The following is a 25,955-nucleotide window of genomic DNA, read 5'->3' as shown; positions in this document are numbered from 1 at the left end:
TGAAGAAATAACACCTGTTTCTATGGAGGATTAGCTCAGCTGGGAGAGCATCTGCCTTACAAGCAGAGGGTCGGCGGTTCGAGCCCGTCATCCTCCACCATATAGTGTTTTTTCGGAGGGGTAGCGAAGTGGCTAAACGCGGCGGACTGTAAATCCGCTCCTTAGGGTTCGGCGGTTCGAATCCGTCCCCCTCCACCAGTTTTATTTATTTAAATGATTGGGGTATAGCCAAGCGGTAAGGCAACGGATTTTGATTCCGTCATGCCTAGGTTCGAATCCTAGTACCCCAGCCATTTTTTCTTTTATGAGCCATTAGCTCAGTTGGTAGAGCATCTGACTTTTAATCAGAGGGTCGAAGGTTCGAGTCCTTCATGGCTCACTTTTCTATATATTAAATTCAAAAGTGTAACATTAACTACAGATACTAATCTCTTGCTGAAAACAGCAGGAGATTTTTTTTACGTATTAAATGAATAAATATACAATTTATTGTTGGGTTGAGCCAAGTGTATTGTAGGCTTTACAATAGTCTTATCACCAAAAGGGGGTATAAAAATATGAATAAACAACAAGTATCAATTATTGGAGTACCAACAGATTACGGACAAACACGAAGAGGGGTTGACATGGGACCAAGTGCAATTCGATATGCGGGCGTTGTAGAGCGATTAGAGGCAATCGGACACGAGGTACATGATCAGGGAGATATACTTGTTAGTCAAAAGCATGATAGTAAAGAAGTTGATAAACAGCTATTAAATTTAGAGGAAGTTATAGATATCAGTACCACATTAGCTAACCAAGTACATGAAGTGTTAGAACAAAAAAAATTTCCGCTTGTATTTGGCGGTGATCATAGTATTGCAATCGGTACGCTTGCAGGACTTGGAGAGCACTTCCAAAACTTAGGTATTATCTGGTTTGATGCACATGCCGATCTGAATACACCTGAAACAACACCATCTGGTAATATTCACGGTATGCCACTTGCGGTTAGTATTGGATTGGGTCATGAACGTCTTGTACAAATTCGAAACTATGCACCAAAGGTTAAGCCTGAAAATGTCATTATTATCGGTGCACGTTCAGTAGATCCGGGGGAACGTGAGCTAATTCGCCAACAAGGTATTAAGGTCTATACAATGCATGAAATTGATCGACTTGGTATGACGCGTGTGATGGAAGATGCAATCGCTTACTTACAAGAACGTAAAGTAGACGGTTTACATTTATCGTTAGATTTAGATGGTCTAGACCCGCTTTATACACCAGGAGTGGGAACGCCGGTGCCTGGCGGTATATCGTATCGTGAAAGTCATTTAGCAATGGAAATGCTACAAGAATCAGGGATGTTAACATCTGCTGAATTTGTTGAGGTGAATCCTATACTAGACGAGAAAAATAAAACGGCAGATGTGGCAGTAGCATTAATAGGTTCTTTGTTTGGTGAGACACTAGTTTAATGTAAATTGTGAAAAAAATGTTTATCGCCACATCGTTTAAAAAACTTTTGTTATAATTGAATATAAATTGAAACTTTTCTTATAGTCGGGTCGTATAGTATAAGACAGTTGTAAAGGTGGAGAAGTAAACACAATGGATGCGTTAGTAAATAAGAGAATAAAACAAGTGCTTAAAGGCGATCAAAACGCATTTGCCGATATTGTGAGTCTCTATCAGCACAAACTGTACCAAGTATGCTACCGAATGTTAGGAAACAAGCAAGAATCTGAGGATATTGCACAAGAAGCATTTGTTCGCGCTTATATGAACTTGCATACTTTTGATCAAAAAAGAAAATTTTCGACGTGGCTTTATCGCATTGCGACGAACCTCTGCATAGACCGTATTAGAAAGAAAAAGCCGGATTATTATTTAGATGCGGAGGTAGCTGGTACAGAAGGGCTCGATATGTATTCGCAGATTGCAGCAGATGACCAACTACCAGAGGAACAGTTAGAGCAGATGGAGCTACAAGATCGTATTCAATATGAGATTGGACGATTGCCGGATAAATATCGTTCAGTTATAGTATTGAAATATATCGAAGAATTATCGTTACAGGAAATCAGTGAAATTTTGGATATGCCTCTTGGGACAGTGAAAACGAGAATTCACCGCGGACGTGAAGCATTACGAAAGCAATTAAACAATCTGTAGGAGGGGGAGCGTCATGAATATTTGTCCAGAGCATATTATTGATTATATGCATGATTATTTAGACGGTGACATTAGTCGTGAGCATGAGCAAGAGTTGAAACAACATTTGCAATCATGCGGTGATTGCAAGCAATTGATGCAAGAATTGAGTGAAACGATCGCCTTTGTGAAGAGTGCTTCCCATATTACAGCACCTCCGGATTTCGAAGCTGCGGTGATGGCACGTTTACCGAAACCCAAAAGTCGTGTAGGTATGCAAAAATGGATTCGTCGTCATCCGTTCTTTGTGGCAGCAGCAGTTTTCTGTTTATTTATGAGTGCTACTTTATTAGGTAGTTTCATGGATGATCAAAACTTCTCGGTCTCCAAACAACCAAACCTTGTTGTAGAAGGACAAACGGTTATTGTTCCAGAAGGAGAGGTCGTAAAAGGCGATATCGTCGTCAAAAATGGCGACTTACTTGTTGAGGGTGAAGTAGATGGCAATGTAACGATTATTAACGGTCAGTATATGGCATCTTCAGCAGTCGTTTCAGGCAATATCGAGGAAATTGACGAAGCATTCGAATGGTTATGGTATACTATCAAAAATTCCGTCAAGGCAGCAATGACATTTGAGGAAAAAGAAACTAAATAGAACTCTATACGTCCTACATGGTAGTGCACGGTAGAGGATGAAAAGTCTACTCATATGGGTAGACTTTTCATTTGAAAAAAGTTACATTTGAAAAGAATGTGCTATACTTAAATGTGTATGGATTCGCAATGAAAAGTGGGGGATGCCACGTGCAAATTATCGAACAATTCACGGATTTAACACCAGTGAATATTGCTATTAACTTCATAGATGTACTGCTCGTTTGGTACGTTGTTTATAAAATTTTAACCCTCATTAAAGGGACGAAAGCTGTCCAACTATTGAAAGGCATTTTCGTCATAATTATTGCACGTATCGCAACAGACTTTTTAGGGTTAGAAACTTTGGGGTGGATGCTAAAGCAAGTAATCGAGTTTGGTTTCTTGGCCATCATTATCATCTTCCAACCGGAAATACGACGAGGTCTAGAACAAATTGGACGAGGAAAGCTTTTCCAACGTTCGACAAGTCAAGAAGAAGAAGAGCAAACAAGACTGATTGAGGCCATGAAGAAGTCGGTTAGCTATATGGCAAAACGCCGAATTGGTGCATTAATTTCTATAGAAAAAGACACAGGCTTGAATGAATATATTGAAACGGGAATAGGTCTAAATGCAGAAGTTTCTTCTGAATTGCTTATTAACATTTTTATACCGAATACACCATTACATGATGGTGCAGTCATTATGCAGAAAGATAAGGTTACAGCAGCAGCTTGCTATTTACCACTTTCGGAAAGTCCGTTTATTTCAAAGGAACTTGGCACACGACATCGTGCAGCTCTTGGGCTTAGTGAAGTAACAGATGCGATTACGATTATCGTATCAGAGGAAACGGGAGCTATTAGTATTACGTTAAATGGAAATCTACATCGCAATCTTTCTCTAGAGGAATTCGAAACACTGTTACGCAAAATGTGGTTCGGATCAGCACAAGAATCGAATGCAGCCTCTAAGTTGACTTGGAGGGGGAAAAAGAATGGATAAAATGATGGATAGCCCATGGGTATTGCGAATCATTGCGCTTTTTCTAGCGTGCTTACTATTTTTCTCTGTTCGGACCGAGTTAGCTTCTACAGATAAAACTGCGATGACTGAACAGGTTGAAGTCATTCGAGATGTACCCGTAGAAGTTTATTATGATGATGATAGTCTCATCGTGACGGGTATTCCAAAAACAGTGAATGTCACGGTAAGGGGACCAAAACAAATCGCCTTACAAGCAAAATTAGTGAAAGATTTCTCAGTATTTGTAAATTTAAATGATTTATTAATTGGTGAGCATAGCGTTGAACTACAATACGAAAATATTTCTGATAAGTTGCAAGTGACGCTAGACCCAGCAAAAGTGAATGTAAATATAGAGGAAAAAGTCACACAAGAGTTCCGTGTAGATCCGGAAATGAATAATCGTTTAATAGATGAAGGATATTACTTAAAAGGAATGTCTGCTAACCCAGCAACTGTGTTTGTAACAGGGGCAAAAAGTGCTATTGAAAGCATTAGCTATGTGAAAGCGACTGTTACGGGTGAACAAGGCTTGAAACAACCTTTCTCTCAAGCGGCGGCTGTTAAAGTATTAGATCGCGATTTAAATAAATTAGATGTGATAATAGAACCAGAACAGGTTAAGGTACGGGTAGATATTGCTGAATATAGCAAAGAACTTCCTGTTACGATAAAGGAAACGGGCAAAGCAGCAGAAGGGATTACCATTAATCAATTAACCCTTGATACTACTAGCTTAAGGCTATTTGGCAAGAAATCCATTATTGATGTTTTAACCGAAGTACCTGTTGAAGTGGATTTATCAAAAATCACGGAATCGAAAACGTATGAATTTGATGTGAAATTACCAGAGGGTGCGACTAAAGTATCTCAACAGAAAGTTAAAATTAAAGCGAATGTTACAAAGGCAGAGAAAGCCGAAAAGGTAGATCAGGTGGATCCAGTAGAACCGGTGGAAAAGGAAACGATTGCTAATCCTACAGAGACAAATCCTGAACCTGTGACAGAAGATATTGATTCTTAAACAATAACTGACTATAATTTTAACTTGATTCATATATGAGATTTCCTGTCTCTATAAATTGTGTGATCCAGCAAAGCGATAATGCTGATGAACATAATGGCTCAAGTTAGCACTTGTATAATTCCGTTATAGTGAATGTGCGACACTTGAGTACTGACATCTTTTTGCCTTAGAGCCTCTGAAAGTGATTTAAAGAGGCCTAAATACTAGTAGATAAATAAAAAATAGACTTTTCCAAAAGTAAGCAGACGAGCCGTCCGATTGTCCGCAGGAAATAAGCATGATGCGGTCGTCTTGCATTGAAGGAGAGAACAATTAGAATGGGTAAATATTTTGGAACAGATGGCGTCCGTGGCGTCGCGAATAGTGAATTAACACCGGAGTTTGCATTTAAACTAGGCCGTGTAGGTGGCTATGTTTTAACAAAGGATGCAACAGGGCGTCCAAAGGTATTAATTGGTCGTGACACACGTATTTCAGGCGAAATGCTTGAAGGTGCACTAGTAGCTGGGCTTTTATCAATTGGCGTAGAGGTAATGCGTCTTGGTGTAATTTCTACACCGGGTGTTGCTTATCTTTCCCGAATTATGAGTGCAGATGCAGGCGTCATGATTTCAGCTTCACATAACCCAGTTGCCGACAATGGCATTAAATTTTTTGGTCCCGATGGTTTCAAGTTAACTGATGCTCAAGAAGCAGAAATTGAAGCAATTCTTGATGCTCAAGAAGATACATTACCACGTCCAATCGGTGCAGATCTAGGCATTGTAAGTGACTATTTCGAAGGTGGACAAAAGTATATTCAATACCTAAAGCAAACGGTAGATGAAGAATTTGATGGTATTCATGTAGCGCTAGATTGCGCACATGGTGCAACATCATCATTGGCAACTCATTTATTTGCCGACTTAGAAGCAGACATTTCAACAATGGGTGCTTCCCCAACAGGTCTGAACATTAATGACGGTGTTGGTTCAACACATCCAGAAGGTCTTGCTGCATTTGTGACTGAAAAAGGTGCAGATGTTGGTTTAGCATTCGATGGAGATGGCGATCGTCTTATTGCAGTAGACGAAAAAGGTAAAATTGTTGACGGTGACCAAATTATGTTTATCATTGGTAAACACTTAAATGCAGTTGGTCGTTTGAAAAAGCAAACAATTGTCTCAACAGTGATGAGTAATATGGGCTTCTACAAGGCTGTTGAAGAAAACGGCATGCATAGCGTACAAACGGCTGTAGGCGATCGTTACGTTGTGGAAGAAATGCGTGCTAATGAATACAATCTTGGCGGAGAGCAATCTGGTCATATTGTGTTCTTAGACTTTAATACAACGGGTGATGGCTTGCTAACAGGTATTCAACTCGTTAGTATTATGAAAGCTACTGGCAAAAAGTTATCAGAGCTTGCAGCAGAAATGACAATCTTCCCGCAACGTTTAGTCAATGTACGTGTAACAGACAAGCATGCAGTGACGGAAAATGCTAAGGTTGCAGCTGTAATAGCAGAAGTTGAATCAGATATGGCTGGAAACGGTCGTATTTTAGTACGTCCTTCTGGCACTGAGCCACTTGTTCGTGTAATGGTGGAAGCTGCTACAGAAACGGATTGCGAAATTTATGTAGAACGTATTGCCAATGTAGTACGTACGGAAATGGGTTTAACATAATAATTATAAATTACGCGATCTCCCACTATTGGGAGGTCGTTTTTTATGTTTGAAATTTTTGAAGGAGGGAAGTATAAAACAGAGTCACAATAAACAAGGGGTGTTTAATTTATATGGCTAAAATTGCAACAGTAATAACAGATATGTTTGAAGACGTGGAGTATACAAGTCCAAAGGCAGCATTAGAGGCTGCCGGGCATGAGGTCATTACAATTGACATTGAAGCAGGAAAAGAAGTTGAAGGTAAACATGGTGAAAAAGTGAAAATTGATAAGGGAATCGAGGAAGTTCATGCTTCAGAGTTTGATGCACTGTTTATTCCAGGTGGCTTTTCACCGGATATTTTACGTGCAGATGATCGCATTGTAGCCTTCGTCAAAACGTTTATGGATGACATGAAGCCAACCTTTGCAATTTGTCACGGGCCACAGCTACTGATTACAGCCAAAACATTAAATGGACGTGATGCAACAGGCTATAAATCCATACAAGTAGACTTGGAAAATGCAGGTGCTATTTTCCATGACGAAGAAGTATTTGTTTGTCAAAAACAATTAGTAACAAGTCGTACACCTAAAGATTTACCAGCTTTTAACCGAGAAATTGTGAAATTACTTGCAAGCAAAGAGAGCTAAGCGTCGTTCCTTTTTTAGAGGCCGGAATATAACCTTAAAATATTAAATAGTGGTACATTAGTGTTGATAAATTTTCGCTAATAAATAATAAATAAAAAAGAAAAACTAGTTGTTGGTAGCAAAGGCGGTGACTCCTGCTCAGAACGCACACAGCGTAAGATGCGGTATTCAAGGTTGCGGCTTACTGTGCTGAGCGGAAAGCACCGCCGAAGCGGACAACAACGACACAGTAAAAAAGTGTTAGATTGGTGGCGGTCAATCTAACACTTTTTCACTTTTGTCCCAGCCATTTTGCTATTGTTATACAATCATGCTGGCATTTCTCATCTTACACTTTGATAGTTTGTCACAAAAAAAGTAGCTAAGGGTTATTTTTAATAACGAAAATTTGACGAATAGCATATGATTGAGTATTATGGAGAAGCTGACGGCTTGGGTGACCTTGTCCGCTTAGCAAGTGCTAAAGGAGGAAAGGAAGCACAAAAATCGGAAAACAATTATAGCGCCTGAGCTGAAGAAATTGGACGAAGACATCTTCAGCAGACGAGGTGGAGGTTTATCGAAAATTCGGCGGATGCCTCCCGATCGACATACCCGATTGTCATTTTTCATTTTGAAAGCATTTGAGTGATTGAATGTACAGAAAATGGAGAAGGTATAAGTAGAGCAATAGATAAATAGGAAAACTTCACGTATCGAGCAAAGCACTATTTTAGATAGCTGAAATAGTCTGAGGACGTGCGCGCATAAGTATGTTTATTTTCGTTTTGAAAATAAGCGGTACTGTTTACGCCCACCGAAAAATTTCGATAGGCTGAGGTCTAGTTTGTCATTGCGTTAATATGACAATATCGGAGGAAATATAATATGTGTGGAATTGTAGGATATATTGGTGAATCAGATGCTAAGGAAATTTTATTAAAAGGTTTAGAGAAGCTAGAGTACCGTGGCTATGACTCAGCAGGTATCGCTGTACGCAACGAAGAAGGCGTAACAATCTTCAAGGAAAAAGGTCGTATCGCTGATTTACGTGGAGCAGTAGACGAGGATGTAGCGGCTAAAGTAGGGATCGGTCATACACGTTGGGCAACGCACGGAGTACCTAACCGTTTAAACGCGCACCCTCATCAAAGCGCATCAGGTCGTTTTACGATTGTGCATAATGGTGTAATTGAAAACTATCATTTATTACAAAAAACATACTTAAAAGGCATCCCAATGAAATCTGACACGGATACAGAAGTAATCGTGCAGTTAGTAGAGCTATTTGTGAAAGATGGACTGCAAACAGCAGAGGCGTTCCGTAAAACATTATCTCTACTACACGGCTCTTATGCACTTGCATTATTAGATGCTGAAGCGGCTGATACAATTTTTGTGGCGAAAAACAAATCACCACTTCTTGTAGGTGTAGGCGATGGTTTCAATGTAGTTGCATCAGATGCGATGGCAATGCTACAAGTAACTGATCAATTTGTGGAATTACACGATAAAGAAGTCGTTATCGTGCACAAAGGTAGTGTGCAAATTACAAAATTAGATGGCACAGTAGTGGAGCGTGCACCTTACACAGCAGAGCTTGATATGAGCGATATTGAAAAAGGTACGTACCCTCACTATATGTTAAAAGAGATGGATGAACAGCCAACAGTTATCCGTAAAATCATTCAAGCGTACGAAGGCGAAAATGGCGATTTAACAATTGATACAGCGATATTACAAGCATTGCAAGCTGCCGATCGATTATACATTATTGCTGCCGGCACAAGTTACCATGCAGGTTTAATCGGTAAACAATATTTCGAGAAAATGGCTGGTATTCCGGTAGAAGTGCATATTTCAAGTGAGTTTGGTTATAACATGCCACTACTTTCAGAAAAACCGCTATTTATCTTTATTACCCAATCAGGTGAAACAGCGGATAGCCGCCAAGTACTTGTGAAAATTAAAGAGCTTGGGTATCCAACATTAACGATTACAAACGTACCAGGTTCAACGCTATCACGTGAAGCAGATTATACATTATTATTACATGCAGGTCCTGAAATCGCTGTAGCTTCAACAAAAGCATATGTAGCGCAGGTGGCGGTACTTGCACTAGCAGCATATGTGACAGCAAAAGCAAGCGGTAAAGGCTTAGAATTTGATTTAAAACAAGAGCTTGCAATTGCGGCTAACGGTATTCAAACAATTATTGATGCAAAAGATGTATTAGAAGACATCGCAGAGGACTACTTAAAAATTGCACGCAACGCTTTCTTCATTGGTCGAAATATCGACTTCTGTGTAAGTCTTGAAGGTGCTTTAAAACTAAAAGAAATTTCATATATTCAAGCGGAAGGTTTTGCAGGTGGCGAACTAAAACATGGTACGATTGCTTTAATTGAAGAAGGCACACCAGTTTTCGCCCTTGTCACACAAGAATCGGTAGCCTTAAATATTCGCGGCAATGTCAAAGAGGTAGCTGCACGTGGAGCATACCCATGCATTATCGCTATGGCTGGCGTAGACGAAGACGGCGACCGTCTAGTGATTCCGCATGTCAACGAATACTTAACACCACTTGTTTCAGTTGTGCCATTACAGCTAATTAGCTACTATGCGGCACTCCATCGTCGTTGTGACGTTGATAAACCTCGTAACTTAGCTAAATCAGTGACTGTGGAGTAGGGCTTAGAGCTGTGGTGTTAATATTTGTAGATTTGAAATAAAGTCGCGATGTTTATAAAAAAGATGCGATGTTTAAAATAAAGTCGCGACGATTGTAAAAAAGTTGCGAAGCTTTACCCCTTTGGTTATTATTTAGCCAAAGGGGTGTTTTTTATGTCTAAAAGAACTAGAACATCTAAAGTTGAAAAGTGGATTAAAGAAGGTCGTGGCTCGGGAATTGGTGCCGATTATAAACCGTGGTTAAATATTCAAGATGTTTCCTCATTGGGAAGATCAACTCGTTTAAAAGGGATTAAAACAAAAAGGCAGCACGAATTTTTATCAGATTTGGAACGAAACTACTTTTATTTAACCGAATATTCGGATTTTGTTGTTGATATTCGAGAACAATTTCCTTTATTGCCGTTGGAAGAAACAATTGTCATTGCAGATGAATTAGGTCTTAAACATCCTACAGACCCAAAAACAAATGAGCCAGTTGTTATGACAACGGATTTTTTATTAACGGTAGAAAAAGGAAAAGGGTTAGTAGAGCTTGCACGAACAATAAAAATGAAAGATGAGCTACTAAAACAACGAGTTATTGAAAAGTTTGAGATTGAACGAGTTTATTGGGAGCGAAGGCAAATTGATTGGGGCATTGTAACAGAATTGGAGATTCCTAAAGAAATGGCTCGGAATATTAGCTATATTCATGATTATTATGATATTCAACAATATGATGCATTTCAAAATGTGAATCGACAACATATTGAAGATTTAGCAATGGCACTGTTACAGAGAATTTTATGTGAAAGCAAAAGCATTAGAGAAGTTACAAATATATTTGATAAAGAGACACATATGCCTTTAGGAAGTGGTATGACTCTATTTTATCATTTACTGGCACAGAAAATCATTCGGGTAGACATGTTAGAGCCGTTAATCGTGGAACAAATAGTTGTTATTCAATCAATAGATGAAAGCAAGTTGAAGAAGGTGAAATACGGATGATTTATATTAATCAAGTACTTCAATATACAGCAGATTCACAACGCATTCGTATTATTGAAATTGAAGAATCGTACGCCTATGTAGTTAATATCGATACGACTAGTGCTATGCCTAAAAGGGAGCTATATAGCCATTTAGAGATTGAGCTTGAGCAAGGTGAATTATTGAGAATAAGCGATCCTTTTGCATAAGCAATTCCAGATGATGAATTAACGTCTGTTCAAATCAGCAAACGAGATAAGGACTGGGCAACTGTAGAAAATTTTATCCTCCCTAATATGAAAGAGCTACTAAAGAAAAAGGGACGTGAAGTAAAAATAGTAGAGATTACCGCCGAGAGTGGACTAGGCAAAACAAAGGTGAAAAAACTGCTAAGTCGTTATTGGCAACGTGGCATGAACAAAAATGCTATGTTACCCGATTACGCAAACTCGGGTGGTCGAGGGAAGACTAAAAATCTTAGCCATGATAAGGTTGGTCGCCCACGTAGAGTAACTGTAAATGGTGAATATCGAAGTGGCATTAATATAACTGAGGAGATTAAGACGCAATTTGAACATGCCATTAATAAATACTACCGCAAAGCCAATAACTATTCGTTAAAAGATGTGTACCATTTTATTTTGCGTGATTTTTATGCAGACCGTTATAAAGAAGATGGAGAAATTCAATATCGTATTTGGGAAGCAAATCGTATTCCTTCATATCATCAATTTTACTACTGGTTTAAAAAGCTTGAAGACCCTAAAAAAGATATTGAATTTCGTAAAAGTGCTAAGGAATACGAGTTAAAACATCGTCCTATTTTAAGCAATTCTAAAATTGAAACAAACGGACCTGGCACACGCTTTCAAATCGATGCAACGATTGCGGATATTTATTTGGTCAGCTCTTTTGATATAAATCGAATTATAGGTAGGCCTGTTGTTTATGCAATTATTGACGTATATTCACGTATCGTTACAGGGATATATGTAGGATTGGAAGGCCCGTCTTGGCTAGGAGCAATGATGGCTTTAGATAATATGGTTGCTGATAAGGTTGAATTTTGTAAGCAATATGAAATTGAGATTACTGATGAGCAATGGCCAACGTATCATTTACCCGAAATAATTATCGCTGACAGAGGCGAATTTGAAGGCTATGCAGTAGCTGGTCTTATAAATAATTTAAATATCAAAATCGAAAATACAACTGCATATCGTGGGGATTTAAAAGGTATCGTTGAGCGTAAATTCCGTACAATTAATGGCAAAGTGAAACAAAAAGCGCCTGGTGCTATTCAAAAAGAATATCGAGAGCGTGGAGATAGGGATTATAGGCTCGATGCTACGCTGAATTTAAAAGAGTTTACGGCATTAATCATTACGATGATGTTGCAGCATAACCATAAAATCATTGATAAGTATCCAATGGAAAAAGCGATGATTACAGATGGCATTGTGCCAACTCCTATAAATTTATGGAACTGGGGTATTCAAAATAGGAAAGGTCGTCTTCGAACAGTAGATAGGGATATTTTACGTTTAAATGTGTTGCCTCGTGGTAAAGCCACAATTTCACGAGCAGGTATCAAATTCAAAAGTTTATTATATGGATCAAAGCGAGCAATCGAAGAACAATGGTATGCAAAGCTGAAAAACAAAAGTATTGATATTGTGTATGATCCACGTCATTTAGACAAAATTTATATCCCGAATGATAACGGAATGGATTATGAATCGTGCATTTTATTAGAGCCTAGCCAGCAATATAAATTGGACTTTTTAGAAGAAGTTGTTTTCCAGCAACAACTACGAAATGAATTAGAGGAAGAGGAACGCTCTAAGCAAGTGCAACTGACAATTAATACAGATACGATGATGGATCAAATTATTAAGGCAGCAGAGCAAAAGAAAAAACAAGCCCTACATCAACCAACAAGTAAAAAAGAAAAACTAGCTGCGATTCGAGATAATAAAGCGAATGAAAAACAAGCTAATCGCGAGGAAGAAAAATTTGATTTGTCACCCACTTTAGCTGAACAATCAACAGAAATCATAGATTTTACATCAAGAATAAAGCTAGAAGAGCAACCACAAAAGAAGTCACCTTCACGTCTTATGGAAAAATTAAAGAGAAAGCGAGATGAGGAATTTGGAAAAGATGAATAATGTCGTCTTAAAAGGAGATATGGAAGAAGCAAGTTATAAGACTCAAATGCTTGCTGAATATGCTCATAATCCTTTTATTGAAGCCCTACCGCCAATTTTTGATGAAGATGATGTGTTGGATCGTTTTATGGTGACGCCACGTATTAGTGAACAAGATAAGAAGAGTGCAGCGAATATTCGTTATCATGTTTTAAAACGTGTGAAAAACTTCATTCAGCCGTTGCCAATCCACTTTGAAGTAGAGCGTCGGTTATCGACTTTGATTCGTCGTGGTTATTTAGCCCGAAATCCGTTAGATAAATCATTCCTTGAACGGATTCGAATATTGCATCACCTACGTGAGGATGAAGAACAGGCACATCAATATATTGATGAACGCTTAAACCATATTCGTTCAACAGCAGATAGTCTATCGATTATTGGCATCTCAGGTATCGGTAAGACGACTGCTATTGAACGTTTGTTGTTAATGTATCCGCAAGTCATTAAGCATGAATTGTATGAAGGACAGTCTTTTAATCGCACTCAAATCGTTTGGCTTAAAATAGATTGTCCATATGACGGTAGTTTATCGACCTTATGTAAAAGTTTTTTCAAAGCAATTGATGATTTATTAGGTACACGTTATTTAGAGAAGTTCGGTTATTTAAATCGTGTTACCTCAACAATGTTATTACACATGACATCATTAGCCAGTATGTACGGGATTGGCGTACTTGTCATTGATGAAATTCAGCATTTGTTATATTCAAAAAATGACCAGGAAGAAATGCTAAATTTCTTTGTGACTTTATCAAACACAGTAGGCATACCAACAGTATTAATTGGTACCTCGAAAGCACAACAACTTTTTAAAGGGAACTTCCGACAAGCTCGTCGTGCAGCAAGTGATGGTTCAATTATATGGGATCGTATGGTAGAGGATAGTGAGGAGTGGCAATTCTTCTTAGAAACTCTATGGGCATTTCAATGTTTAAAGATTCATTCGGAACTAACAGAAGAGTTGAAAAAAACATTTTATGAGGAATGCCAAGGAATTACTTCGGTAGCAGTTAACTTGTTCATTTTAGCTCAAGAAAGAGCTTTATTTGATGAAGAAAATGGAGAAGAAAAAATTACACCTAAAGTAATAAAGAAAACAGCAAGAGAAGATATGAAAATTATCCAACCAATGATGAATGCATTACGTACAAATGACTTGAAGGCAATGTATAAGTATGAGGATATTATGATTAATCTAGATGATCTTATGATTAATCATAAGAAGAATACTGAATATGAGGGTAAAGTCAAGGAAGCTATGACAGAGCGTCAAAATACTCTTCAGTACAGACGACTAGAGATAACTGAAAATCTTAGTTATGAGATTGCTTCATTAGGAATTTTCGATACCTTAAATCCTAACGATATAAAAAAGTTAGTTTCCAAAGTTGTAGATAACCAGCCAATTGAAAGTGAATATAACAATTTAAAGTTAGAAGCTATACAGAATGCAATGACTTTAAATCAAAAGAAAAAAGACCAGAAATTAAATCATACAAATAAAGATGAACTGTTACCTTTAGTAAGGTTAAGAGTAAAAGCGTTAGAAAGAAAAAAGCATCCGTATGAATTATTAAAAATAAATGGATATATAAAACCGTTTTTAGAGGAATTTATATTAAATGATTTATAATACTTTCTCTTAACTAATGGTACATCTTATGTCTGAAAAGCTAGCTATATCGGCATTATAGAAATAAGTCGAGTATTCCTAGGAGGACATTAGATGTTACCGTTTTTTACAAATCCTTATCCAAATGAATTAATATATTCAGCAATTGCCCGGTATCATTTTTATAGTGGCAATATTGATTGTAAAGATACTTTGGAAGAGTTGTTTGACAATCGTTCTGTGATACCGAGTGTAGGGATTGGTAGCTATTTTTCTGTTTTGACAGAGAAACTAGGTGCTCAATATTCTGTAGAATCGCTATTGGCTAACCACACAATTTATCCTTACTATGCTTCATTTCTGTCGAAGCAACGACAACAAGAAATATTAAACGATGTAAAAGAAGATGGTAAGGCACTTTATACAAGGCTAGGAATGGTGGCGGGAAGCATTTGTATTAAAAACGGTATCTATTATTGTGCTATTTGTGCAAAATCAGATACAGAGCAATATGGAGAACCGTATATTCATCGAGAGCATCAACTACAAGGAATAGATTATTGTCCCCACCATGAAGTTCTATTAAGAGAATACCCCATAACCAAAGATAGTCGAATTGAGTATATTCGATTTGAATTAAGATATATGAATTTATCAGACATAGATGAGATTGATCCACATAAAGAAGTGTCAGTTTATTTAGCAAAGCAAGCATACAAATTACTTCAATTACCGTTGCATTCACTTTCAAGAGAAACCATCAGTTCAAAATACAAGGTATTATTGCAAGAATATAAACTAATAACAGCTGCGAATCGAGTTCGTCAGTATGAGTTGTATAAAGCTATTAAAAATAAATTTCCTCATGACTTTTTAAAATACTATGATAGCGAATTAAATGAGAAAGATGAATATAATTGGTTAAAGATATTAACTCGCAATATGAAACGTCATGTACATCCGTTTCGTCATTTACTTTTCCTTTATTTTTTACAACAAGATGTAGATAGTCTTATTGATCAGAGCGATGACACAGGAGCTTTTGGAAAAGGTCCATTTCCTTGTTTAAATATGGCTGCGTCTCATTACAAGCAATTAGTTATTCCAAATGTAGGAGTAAAAAGAGATTATAAATCGAAAAATTTGATTGGTACATTTACCTGTTCATGTGGTTTTATTTATGCAAGAAAGCATACAAAAGATATGTTTGAAATAGGTCGAGTAAAAGTATTTGGTGAGGTATGGATAAAAAAATTAGAAGCTCTTGAAAAAGAAAAATGGAGTATCAGAGCGATGGCGAAAATTTTAGGTGTAGATTCTAAAACAATTAAAAGGTATTTAAATGGAAATGTCGAATTAAAACAAGTAGAAAGTCATAAATATGATCTTAATAAATTAGGACAATATAAACAAGAATTGCTAAAAGAAATTAAACAGAATCCAAACCTATCTCGTACAGCTTTGCGAAAAAAATTCTCAAAACAGTATATGCATTTATATCATTATGACCGAAGTTATTTAGAAAGCGTGCTACCTAAAGTACAGCTAAGGAATAAACCAACAATATATGTAGATTGGTCGAAGCGAGATCAGCAATATGTGCAGCAGATAAAAAGATTATATCTACAACTAATACAAGAACCTAAACCCATTAGAATAACAAAATCCGTTTTAGGCAGACGGTTGGGTATATTAGCTAATTTAGAGCGTCATTTAGATAAGCTACCAAAAACAAAAAAGTTGTTGCACGATATTACGGAGTCTGTCCAAGAATTTCAATTACGCCGTTGTTATAAGATTATTGATGAATCATTACAGCAGAACAGCAAAATTGATTTATGGCGAATTCAGCGAGTTGCAGCAATTAAATCACATCATTTTCATGCAATAAAACCTCGATTAAAACGTTATATTGAAATGCAGCAGGAAGTGAACAACAATGAGCGTACAACAAGTTAAACTAAAAAATTGGCCATTTAAAGAGGGAGAGCAAGCACAATTAATTTGGATTAGCTCGCCCTTCCACTATGAAAAGAAAGTAATGATGTATGCTTACTTTAGAGCAGGTGGAAAAACAGAAAAATTATCAGTTGATTGGGGAACACTTCCAGTGCTAGCCATTCAACATTATTATATTGATGGTGATATTAGAAAAAGTACGCCCCCTGTAGAAACAGAGGAAGTAGAAATCACCATTCATCCAAACAATGTTTCTATTTATGAAAAGGAATGGCGTGTACAAGGGACTAATGATAAAGATGTTTCAAGGAGCTTTATTGTAAAGCAAAGGAATCAGAGTTATATCTTGCCCTTAATTGAAGTTGTTCGTAGCATTTTAGCACCGAATCGTTTTTTATTATATAGGCTCTTTGAGGCGAATTCCTTTCCTCAATACTTTATAGAGAACTATGAGAGTAATAAAATTCATTTGTATTTTTCATCGCAATATCACCCAAAATATACGCATTCAAATTTTCTGTACCAGCTTGTATGGCTGCTCACAAATCAAGATTTAAGAAATGTATTTGAGAATGTAGCATATACATTTAACAAAACTGGGATTATAAAGTTTGATTGGTCATTTAAACAGCCAATTACTATTAAAGCGATAGTGAAACCTAATGTTAACGGTGGCACAATTTTACGTGTTGTAAGTGTGAAGAATAAACATATTCCCTATAATGAAATCTCATTTGAGCATCCCGAAGTAGTTCAAACTGAAAAATCAAGTGAGCCTAAGAAATATACATTACATAATAAGAAAAAGTTAAGTAGTCCACAAGATGAATTATTATTAGATGAAGAAATGCAGGGAGCAAGCGAGGACTTTGACATTGTCGAAATGGATAATCAAAAGCATGAATATATTCAAATGCCTAAAATAACTAAGCTTCGTAAAAAATTGAATAAGAAACGTGATGTTGAGGATGAGCATACTAAGAAACGCTTTATTAACGACTCATTAAAACGATCAACAGCTGATGTTGGTGGCAATCAAGTTACAAAAGGATTAGAGCAGCAAGCGTTATCGGATATACAGATTATTGGTGAATTGGGTGAGTTTATTAAAGTAATGAGAGTATTGCAGGATTTTCCTGAAGTACAGTCCATTAATGTTATTCAAGGTAGCTTAAAAGAGTTTTCTGGCACGAAACGTTTTGTATATTTGAGTGATGGTGTGACTGAGAGGAAGTATGTGATTGCTGAGGTTAGGCCGTTTTCCAATAAGAAAGTTAGTTTAATTGAAGTAGAGCGTGAAGATAGAGCATTATCCAGTTTAATATGTTTGATAAATAATGAGCAAGACAGAAGTTATTACTATCAAAAAATTTTAAAGAGGTTAATTCATAGTAGTGGAACTTGGGATAAGAAACAATTGTTTGTTGATAATATCATATTTTTAACTTTGAGACATGGCAGAAAAGAGCAAGAGTATAGAGCAAGAAAAATTTATGAAAAAATAATTTCTTTGGAAGGATGATTAGTTGTAGATGTAAAAAGGCTTAAATATTTGTATTCATATTAGGTGGAGTTAAAAGGTGATTGAGTTTATCAATAATATATAGTTTTCTTTTTATTTCAGAAATAAGAAGGCTGAAGTATAATTTTAATTATACAAGGTTTATTAACTAGTTGGATATATAAATGTTTAATATGTATGTCGGAATATTATAGAGCAAGCAGGAGATTAAAGTGAATAAAAAATGCCAAGTGTTTACGCCACCTAATATAGTGAGTGAGATGTTAGATAAAGTAGGATATGTATCGAATTTGTATGGAAAAAAAGTTATTGATAATGCTTGTGGTGATGGTAATATTTTGAAAGAAGTTGTAAGGAGATATATAGAGGTATGTTTACTTGAAAATATTTCATTAGAGGGAATAAAAGCTGGATTAGAGACGGATATATATGGTGCAGAAATAGACGAGGGGTATCATGGTGAATGTTTAGAGAATTTAGATAGTTTAGCGTCGATGTATGGTATATACAATATATCCTGGAATATCTTAAATGGTGACATATTAAAAGCCGGATTAGATGTCAAGTTTGACTTTATTGTTGGAAATCCACCATACATCACATATAGAGACTTAGATGAGGAAATAAGGCTATATGTAAAGAATAATTTCCAATCTTGTGCCCATGGTAAGTTTGATTATTGTTATGCTTTTATAGAAATCAGCTTAAATAGTTTAAGTAATCAGGGGAAATTAGTATATCTTATTCCTAACAGTATATTTAAAAACGTTTTTGCACAGAGATTAAGAGAAATGATGCTTCCATATCTCTCTAAGATTTATGATTATACTACAAAAAAACTTTTTGATGATGCATTAACTTCTTCTGCTATTATAATTTGTGATAAAGAGAATTTGTCAGATAATATTGAATATGTCGATATTGCAAATGAGAATTCATTTGAAATTAGTAAAAGAAATTTAAATGAGAAATGGAAATTTGTACGTCAAAAAGAAGTTACGCTTTCAGAAAAATGTAGATTCGGTGATTATTTTAATGCTTCTATAAGTGTGGCTACTTTACTAAATAAAGCCTTTATAGTAGATGATTTTAAGTTAACGGAAGAGTATGTACATGTGAAGGACTTTAAAATAGAGCGATCCATAGTGAGAGAAACTTCAAGTCCAAGGGCGTTAAATTATAATAAAAAAGAATTGATAATCTTTCCGTATTTTTATGTAGATGGAACGGTTAATAAGTATTCAGTTAAATTCTTTGAAACAAAATTCCCAGAAGCAACAAAATATTTGTCACAATTCAAAGAAGAATTAGAACAAAGAAAATCAGACAAGAGTAGTAAGTGGTTTGAATATGGTAGATCACAAGCGATTTCTCACCTAAATCAAGAGAAACTGTTAATGTCAACAATAGTTACTACTAAAGTAAAGATATATGAATTGAATAAGGATAATATTCCTTACTCTGGTATATATATTACGTCAAAAGGAATATTACCATTGGAAAAAGCGAAAGAATTGTTAATGAGCGAAGTTTTTTATGATTATTTAAGGACGATTGGCATTAATGCAAATGGTAGTTCTATAAGGATTACTGTAAAAGATATTAATAACTTTGAGTTTAGTGAAAAATAAAGTACATACCGATACATTAAAAAACGAATAAAGTTTGAAATGGGGAGTGAGTATGAAAAAAGTTCCGTTTACAGTTTCAGCTAGAACTGCAAAGTTACTGGGTAGGGAAAATGTAAGTAATGCTGAAGGGGCCATTATTGAATTAATTAAAAATAGCTATGATGCTGAAGCAAAAGTCGGAATAATTATCTTTGAGAATGAAGAAGGTACAGAAAATATTGGTAATATATATATTATTGATAATGGTCTGGGAATGACAGAAGACACGATAGAGAAGTACTGGATGACAATAGGATATTCGCATAAACAAAAAGAGTTTGTGGGTCAAGATGGTAGAATTAAATCTGGAGCTAAAGGAATAGGGAGATTGTCTCTAGATAGACTAGGAAATAGAACGGAAATGGTATCTTCATCTAGATGTGGAGGGAAATCTGCGAAATGGAGTGTGGAATGGAGCGATTTTGAAGATGAAGATGGAGATATAGGTAATGTATATGCTGAATTAGATAACATTGAAAATTTTAATCATAAAGAATATGTCGAGTCAATTTTATCAAATCATAAGTTAGCCCAATTATCGAAACGATATGATTTTACAAAAGGTACAGTAATAAAAATCATGGGATTAAGAGATAATTGGGAGGAAGCATATGTTAATAAAGTTTTTTCTAATCTTTCTAATATAGTTCCACCTAGTGAAGCACCTGTTTTTGATATATATATGTTTGATTTTCGTGACATAGAAAAGTATGGTCATGTACCTTCGATATTGAATGAGGACTATGATTATAAATTACATGCTTCTTTAGGAGTAGATAAACGTCTCAAAATTACGGTTAATAGAAATGAATTTGATTGGAATCTTATAGATATGGATCTATTTTCAATTGATACAATGAAAAAATTTCCGTATGATATTGATACTTTTGAAAAAGGGAGTTATGAAATAGAACTTGGATTAAATGAGCTATTAGCTGGTTTTGAAGAAAAGCGTAAACAAGAAATATATGATTTAATTGGTCCTTTTGAAATGACGTTGTATTTTTTAAAGAATACTTATTCAAAGAGAGATAGAGATAGGTTTTACTATAGGAATTTTAATATTGCAGATAGAGCAAGATGGTTACAAACATATTCGGGAGTAAAACTTTATAGAGATAATTTTAGAGTAAGACCATATGGCGAGATAGGTGGTACAGCATATGATTGGTTAATGTTGGGGGATAGAATGGCTAAAAGTCCAGCAGCTCCAACACATAAAACAGGTTTATGGAGAGTGCGACCAAATCAAATCTCTGGGAGTATATCTATTTCACGATTGACTAATTTGAATTTTGAAGATAAATCAAATAGGGAAGGATTACAAGAAAATCAGCCATTCCATTTATTTAGAGAACTGATAGGGAAGATAATTGGTTTACTTGAAAAAGATAGACAAACAGTAATGAGGGCATTAGCTTCTTTATTGAGAATAAAAAATGAAGAAGAATTTGAAAAAGATGAAGCGAATAAAATTGCAAAGAAAATAGTTGATATGTCTACGAAACAGTCTTTGCAAGAGATGTCGCAAGAAGAGTTAAATGAGGTTATTAAGCCTGAAAACATTAGCGTTCTAGCAAAATCTTTTTTGGCATCAATTCAAGAGAATAAAGATTTAATTTCTGAGAATCAATTACTTAGAGCGATGGCCAGCACAGGTCTTACTATAACTACTTTTGCACATGAACTAAAAAATATAAGTGCCAAAATACTGAACAGAAATTCTAATTTGTCTAAGATACTAAATATTTGGATTAATCCTGAAGAACTCGAGAATTCGCCATCTTTTAAAAACCCATATATATTAATTGATGACATGACAAAAACAGACGAACGTATCAAAAAGTGGTTAGATATTTCTCTAAGTGCTATAAAAAAAGATAAACGAAATAGAAAGATGTTGGAGTTATATTCTGTAATGGAAGAATATCAAAGGGAATGGTCTTCGGTTCTAGAGTATAATCATGTAGAGTTAATAGTGCCAAGTGTTAAAGATAAGAAGAGCTTATATAGAATGTTTGAAATAGATATTGACACAATATTCAATAACTTAATTTCTAATTCTTTAACAGCATTTAGAAGAAATGACGCTAGCGAAGAAAGAAAAATAATTATTGATCTTTCTTCAAATAATAATGAATTAATAATAACTTATACAGATACGGGTCCAGGCCTTTCTAAGGACATTATGGATGCTAATAAAATTTTAGAACCGCTTTATACTACAAAAAGAGATGAGCTTGGTCAAGAGATTGGAACGGGTCTGGGAATGTGGATTGTTCAATCTACTGTTGAGGAATATAAAGGAACTATCAAAATTTCAAAATCAAGACCAGGGTTTAAACTTTCAATGTATTTTCCATTGAAGTCAGGGGAAGGGATATATGATGTATAGAATTGCTTATATTGATGATGAAGAAGACTTAGTGCGACAATTTCAAATAAATACTATGGAAGATTTTGATGTAATAGAGTTAGAATTAAGAAGCGATATAACAGAAATGCAAGAGTGTATAATTTCATCTGATATATCTGCATTGGTGGTAGATTTTTTATTAAATGATACTAAGCCGGAGATTCATTATAACGGTGTTGAATTAGTTGAAAAGATTATTGGGTTAAGAGAAGATTTCCCTATTTTTATTTTGACTTCGCATGAAATAGAAGCTGAAAATACTAGTATTAATCCTGATGTAGTATATTCCAAGGCATTAGTAAATCAAGATCCAAATAGATTTAACAGAAAAATTAAAAGAAAAATTGAGAATCATAATAAAGAAATTGAAGATGCACGATCTGAATTATTAGAATTGATTGCAAAATCAGCGGACTTAACGTTGACAGAAGAAGAACGATTAATAGAATTAGATGGTTTTTTAGAGAAGAGTTCTAATAAAATTACGGCTATACCTGAGCATGCAAAGGAATTGTCGTACAATAAACGGCTAACTGAATTAATAGATAAAACAGAACAATTATTAAAAGCTATAAAGGAATCATGAAATGGAACAAAAATATTCGATTAGATCTGTAACGCCTAATAGAACGTGTGAGAAAGTCTATAAGAATTATAGAAGTTATAAAAAATATTTAGCATCAGATTTCAATAATAGATGTGGCTATTGTGATGATTACGATGGTTGGCAAGGGGGAGTAGCTACTTACCATGTAGATCATTTTGCACCTAAAAAAAAGTTTGAAGCTCTTGAAAATGATTATAATAATTTGATTTATTCATGTTCTTATTGTAATAGGTTTAAAAGCGATGATTGGCCTTCAGGTAATCCGAAAATTAATATAGTAGGTAATCAAGGGTATATAGATCCTTGTGAAGATGATTATCAGAAGCACTTTTATAGAGATTCAACAGGAAATATTAAATTTAAAACTGCAGTAGGTGAATATATATATAATAAATTACAGCTATATTTAATGAGACATAGTGTATTGTGGAATTTAACAAGATTACAAATGTTGAAAAATCAACTATTAGAAGTTATTGAAGGGCAAGATGTTAGTGAAGAACAATCTGATGAATTGTATAGAAATTATATAGAATTAAGCATTGAGTTTGACAAATATTTTCGCTATATTTTAGGGGATATTAATATAAAAAAATAGTATAAATTATATCTCATAAAGTTAAAATCGTGTTTTAATTCATTTTTTAGTTCTTTTAAATTCAAGTTCGAGTATATCTATCATGTTTTTTAATCTTGAATTATTTATCCAATAGGCTTTGTAGAATTCTAAAAAATCTGTATCATTTAGAAAAATTTCCTGAGATTTTAGTAATTCTAAGTTTTGGACATAGATGGATTTTAAAATCTCAATTATTTTTTCATCAGTCTTCATACATATCACCCTTTTTAATTTATAGTGTATTTTTAGCATTTACTCTTTATGAAGAAAATAATCAGTATATTTCATATTTAAAAATGTATATTTTAATCAAACTTTTTTATAAAAAATAACTTGATATTAAAACAAAATCTACACAGTTTGATTAAACTTTTTTCGAAATGTGTAGGTTTTCTTTATTATAAAATCAGCGTTTGCAGCACACTTTTAATCAAACTTTATTCCAAACCTACAATATTGCCTTTAGATAATAAAGTTGTTTGATTATAATCGTATTTAAGGTAATTGTTACCTTAAATACGATTTTTTATTTTACAAAAATGGGGTTGTTTATGTATGGCCATAAAGAGTGGCTAGGAGCAAATTCTCCAGAGATTAAAAAAACATTTAAAGGTAAGAAGAAGGAATATTCTTTAGAGGTAGATCGTGATTTACTAAAGAAAACACAAAAAATCATTTCAACATGGTCAGAGATTGAAAAAGAACGAAGCAAGTTTTTATAAGAACTACCACCATTGAAGCTGTATCCTTCATATCACGAAAATTGTAATGTTCTTGCTTTGTACGTATCATTCGCGTTAAACCATAAAGTTGTACCAATTGGATTAGTACCTGTATTTCCTGCAATAGATAAACTATCTTTCCAAGTTGTAGTACCAGTTGAATGACAACGCGCGGATGAAGTTGTCATTCCTGCAAATTCTCCTGCTTTAAGTATTACTCCTCATAAGTGCTACCACCGAATTCATTTAGGTTCTTACTCATTCTATTTTTTCACAACATGTGCAACACCACGTTTTCCTTCTAAATTAAACGTGCTAATAAATCAGTGCTAGTAAGACCATCAAATTCCGTCAACCCCGTTTTATCACTTAAACAAGCTCCCTCACCCGCAAGTATTTGAACTTCATCATTAATTGGCTCCACTATTAGTTCGTTATCAACCTCACTTGCAAATACAGAAGAAGTCATACCTAAAATTATTACAAATACAAATAATGTAATTTTTTAACAATAATCCTCTTTATGTACTTTTTAATATATTATCTTTAATGTGGTAAATATCCTTTATATTTTTAAGAATATTATCAAAAAGATAAACCCCTTTATTCTTGTCCCTATCAGATGTACACATTGACATTTTGAATTTAAAGTAGAGAAAGCTACAAGTACCATTAAGGATAGGGATTCCTTAATGGTATTTTTTATGTATTTGTTAAAAGAAAACAAAGCAAAACTTTATTACTTAGCCGAATTGTAAAATAACCTTTTCAGTAAACAACTTTATTAGTACTTTCTTAATCATTTAGTTCAAAAATTAGGGTTTTACTCATTATTAGTAAAGAACTTTATTGTCATTCAACCAATGTTGTCCTTATACTGTTGAGTTACAAAAAAAGTGTATACTGGACAAAAAAGTTATATACCAGGTAAGAGTTTAAAATCGTATTTAAAAGGATAAAATATCCTTTTAAATACGATTTTTTATTTTACTTTAGGGGAGACAATAGTGGTTAAAAGAAAAAATAGGGGACAGAACAAAAAATTAAAAAATACGTAAAAGCGGGTAGAGGACAAGGCGAACTTCTGAATACATACCTTGGTTGAAGATTCAAGATGTTTCTAGTGATGGGAACGTATCTCGTCTTATAGGATGGAAGACAAATAGGTAGCATGAATTCCTATCTAATCTTGAAAGAGATTATATTTTTCAATTGGAATGGAAAGATAATCAATTGTATTTGAAGTAGATATTTAAAGATGATATGGATAGATGGACATATACAACTGACAATGTACCTAACTCCCCAATTTTTAAGGGAAGTTTTAATGATAGTTATCGTAGATCCCTTAGCGATTTCTCTACCCCCGAAAATAATACGAGTATAAATCTGTCATTTATAGTTTCTAGGTGGCATAAAAGAGGTGAACTTTCGGGCAGTTTACCGTGGATCCAAAGTGCTTTGCAAGAACGTCCAAACAGTGGCGGACATGATCTTAACTTCGAGTTTGAAGATGCTGGTGATGGCGATTACAATGATATGCATGTAACAGTAGATATTGTAGATTAGTTACCACACCTGATATGATATATAGAAGTTCGTCCTTATCCCCTCAAGTTAAAACATTTGGATACTTCCTAACAGAAAAAAACTCTATTCTTTTTGTAGAATTTACAGAAAGAATGGCGTTTTTTTTATGAGTACTTCTTACTTAAAATTGACTTAAAGTAAAGGGGCTTATCTTGAATAGATTTAAACAATAATATTAAATAATCTTGAACAACATAGCTGGGAAATGTTCATACTTTTTATAAAAATCTCATACTTATCGTTCGTT

Annotated in this window: 20 protein-coding genes, 4 tRNA genes and 2 pseudogenes; 23 read left to right on the top strand and 3 right to left on the bottom strand. The window is 34.8% G+C overall.

Translation table 11 applies throughout. The features are described 5' to 3' along the window. Nucleotides 1–24: 24 nt before the first annotated feature. The 21 genes and pseudogenes from I5435_RS22015 to I5435_RS21915 all read left to right on the top strand — a co-directional run bounded on the left by I5435_RS22015 (nt 25) and on the right by I5435_RS21915 (nt 23,375). Nucleotides 25–100: transfer RNA gene (locus I5435_RS22015), tRNA-Val, on the top strand. Between the two features lie 14 nt (nt 101–114). Beyond that, a tRNA-Tyr gene (locus tag I5435_RS22010) sits at nt 115–198 on the top strand. Between the two features lie 20 nt (nt 199–218). Then, nucleotides 219–293: transfer RNA gene (locus I5435_RS22005), tRNA-Gln, on the top strand. 13 nt (nt 294–306) lie between these two features. Then, a tRNA-Lys gene (locus I5435_RS22000) sits at nt 307–379 on the top strand. A 178-nt stretch (nt 380–557) separates the two neighbouring features. Further along, on the top strand, nt 558–1,463 hold the full coding sequence (rocF, locus tag I5435_RS21995; protein WP_337982988.1) for an arginase: 906 nt from the start codon (nt 558–560) through the stop codon (nt 1,461–1,463). A 133-nt stretch (nt 1,464–1,596) separates the two neighbouring features. Next, the gene (gene sigW, locus I5435_RS21990) at nt 1,597–2,160 is read left to right on the top strand and encodes an RNA polymerase sigma factor SigW (RefSeq protein ID WP_004225410.1); all 564 of its coding nucleotides are present in this window, start codon (nt 1,597–1,599) and stop codon (nt 2,158–2,160) included. A 13-nt stretch (nt 2,161–2,173) separates the two neighbouring features. Next, nucleotides 2,174–2,797 carry an anti-sigma factor family protein gene (locus tag I5435_RS21985; protein ID WP_024364063.1) on the top strand — a complete coding sequence of 208 codons (624 nt, stop codon included), beginning with the start codon at nt 2,174–2,176 and terminating at the stop codon, nt 2,795–2,797. Nucleotides 2,798–2,946: 149 nt separating this feature from the next. Next, on the top strand, nt 2,947–3,783 hold the full coding sequence (gene cdaA, locus I5435_RS21980) for a diadenylate cyclase CdaA (protein ID WP_024364062.1): 837 nt from the start codon (nt 2,947–2,949) through the stop codon (nt 3,781–3,783). Beyond that, entirely contained in the window at nt 3,776–4,828 is a 1,053-nt protein-coding gene (locus I5435_RS21975) for a CdaR family protein (RefSeq protein WP_025220828.1), read from the top strand. Before cdaA ends, I5435_RS21975 begins: the two co-directional genes overlap by 8 nt. 320 nt (nt 4,829–5,148) lie before the next feature. Then, nucleotides 5,149–6,498: a phosphoglucosamine mutase gene (glmM, locus tag I5435_RS21970; protein WP_108030732.1), complete on the top strand. Its 1,350-nt coding sequence runs from the start codon at nt 5,149–5,151 to the stop codon at nt 6,496–6,498. A gap of 113 nt (nt 6,499–6,611) precedes the next feature. Continuing rightward, nucleotides 6,612–7,133: a type 1 glutamine amidotransferase domain-containing protein gene (locus I5435_RS21965; RefSeq protein WP_025220827.1), complete on the top strand. Its 522-nt coding sequence runs from the start codon at nt 6,612–6,614 to the stop codon at nt 7,131–7,133. Nucleotides 7,134–8,000: 867 nt separating this feature from the next. After that, nucleotides 8,001–9,803, top strand: a complete 1,803-nt coding sequence (glmS, locus tag I5435_RS21960) for a glutamine--fructose-6-phosphate transaminase (isomerizing) (RefSeq protein WP_108030733.1) — start codon at nt 8,001–8,003, stop codon at nt 9,801–9,803. Between the two features lie 153 nt (nt 9,804–9,956). Continuing rightward, nucleotides 9,957–10,796, top strand: a complete 840-nt coding sequence (locus I5435_RS21955) for a TnsA endonuclease N-terminal domain-containing protein (protein ID WP_337982987.1) — start codon at nt 9,957–9,959, stop codon at nt 10,794–10,796. Further along, nucleotides 10,793–12,949: pseudogene (locus tag I5435_RS21950) on the top strand (Mu transposase C-terminal domain-containing protein). The gene I5435_RS21955 and the pseudogene I5435_RS21950 overlap by 4 nt, the downstream one beginning before the upstream one ends. After that, entirely contained in the window at nt 12,924–14,624 is a 1,701-nt protein-coding gene (locus tag I5435_RS21945; protein ID WP_337982986.1) for an ATP-binding protein, read from the top strand. The pseudogene I5435_RS21950 and the gene I5435_RS21945 overlap by 26 nt, the downstream one beginning before the upstream one ends. Nucleotides 14,625–14,717: 93 nt before the next feature. Next, nucleotides 14,718–16,562: a TnsD family Tn7-like transposition protein gene (locus I5435_RS21940; RefSeq protein ID WP_337982985.1), complete on the top strand. Its 1,845-nt coding sequence runs from the start codon at nt 14,718–14,720 to the stop codon at nt 16,560–16,562. Beyond that, entirely contained in the window at nt 16,543–18,084 is a 1,542-nt protein-coding gene (locus I5435_RS21935; protein ID WP_337982984.1) for a Tn7-like element transposition protein TnsE, read from the top strand. Before I5435_RS21940 ends, I5435_RS21935 begins: the two co-directional genes overlap by 20 nt. 212 nt (nt 18,085–18,296) lie before the next feature. Further along, nucleotides 18,297–19,715 (top strand): Eco57I restriction-modification methylase domain-containing protein, encoded by a 1,419-nt coding sequence (locus I5435_RS21930; protein ID WP_337982983.1) that lies wholly within the window; start codon nt 18,297–18,299, stop codon nt 19,713–19,715. A 52-nt stretch (nt 19,716–19,767) separates the two neighbouring features. After that, nucleotides 19,768–22,149: a sensor histidine kinase gene (locus I5435_RS21925; protein ID WP_337982982.1), complete on the top strand. Its 2,382-nt coding sequence runs from the start codon at nt 19,768–19,770 to the stop codon at nt 22,147–22,149. Continuing rightward, nucleotides 22,139–22,756 (top strand): hypothetical protein, encoded by a 618-nt coding sequence (locus I5435_RS21920; protein WP_337982981.1) that lies wholly within the window; start codon nt 22,139–22,141, stop codon nt 22,754–22,756. The genes I5435_RS21925 and I5435_RS21920 overlap by 11 nt, the downstream gene beginning before the upstream one ends. Before the next feature lies 1 nt (nt 22,757). Further along, nucleotides 22,758–23,375 (top strand): HNH endonuclease, encoded by a 618-nt coding sequence (locus I5435_RS21915; protein WP_337982980.1) that lies wholly within the window; start codon nt 22,758–22,760, stop codon nt 23,373–23,375. 39 nt (nt 23,376–23,414) lie between these two features. On the opposite strand, the gene I5435_RS21910 is transcribed toward I5435_RS21915, so the two are convergent. After that, nucleotides 23,415–23,609 (bottom strand): hypothetical protein, encoded by a 195-nt coding sequence (locus I5435_RS21910; protein WP_337982979.1) that lies wholly within the window; start codon nt 23,607–23,609, stop codon nt 23,415–23,417. 338 nt (nt 23,610–23,947) lie between these two features. Here I5435_RS21910 and I5435_RS21905 point away from each other — a divergent pair, with 338 nt between their 5' ends. Beyond that, nucleotides 23,948–24,118, top strand: coding sequence for a hypothetical protein (locus tag I5435_RS21905; RefSeq protein ID WP_337982978.1), 171 nt, complete (start codon nt 23,948–23,950; stop codon nt 24,116–24,118). 32 nt (nt 24,119–24,150) lie between these two features. Here I5435_RS21905 and I5435_RS21900 read toward each other — a convergent pair whose 3' ends face one another. Continuing rightward, the gene (locus I5435_RS21900; protein WP_337982977.1) at nt 24,151–24,306 is read right to left on the bottom strand and encodes a hypothetical protein; all 156 of its coding nucleotides are present in this window, start codon (nt 24,304–24,306) and stop codon (nt 24,151–24,153) included. Between the two features lie 113 nt (nt 24,307–24,419). Beyond that, nucleotides 24,420–24,587 carry a hypothetical protein gene (locus I5435_RS21895; RefSeq protein ID WP_167492697.1) on the bottom strand — a complete coding sequence of 56 codons (168 nt, stop codon included), beginning with the start codon at nt 24,585–24,587 and terminating at the stop codon, nt 24,420–24,422. A 538-nt stretch (nt 24,588–25,125) separates the two neighbouring features. Here I5435_RS21895 and I5435_RS23210 point away from each other — a divergent pair. Further along, nucleotides 25,126–25,285, top strand: a pseudogene (locus I5435_RS23210) (heteromeric transposase endonuclease subunit TnsA); the annotation flags it as partial. Nucleotides 25,286–25,955: the final 670 nt, after the last annotated feature.

Source organism: Lysinibacillus sp. C5.1 (genome assembly GCF_016350185.1).
In the GTDB taxonomy this organism is placed as follows: domain Bacteria; phylum Bacillota; class Bacilli; order Bacillales_A; family Planococcaceae; genus Lysinibacillus; species Lysinibacillus sphaericus.
This window is presented reverse-complemented; position numbering and strand designations above follow the sequence as displayed.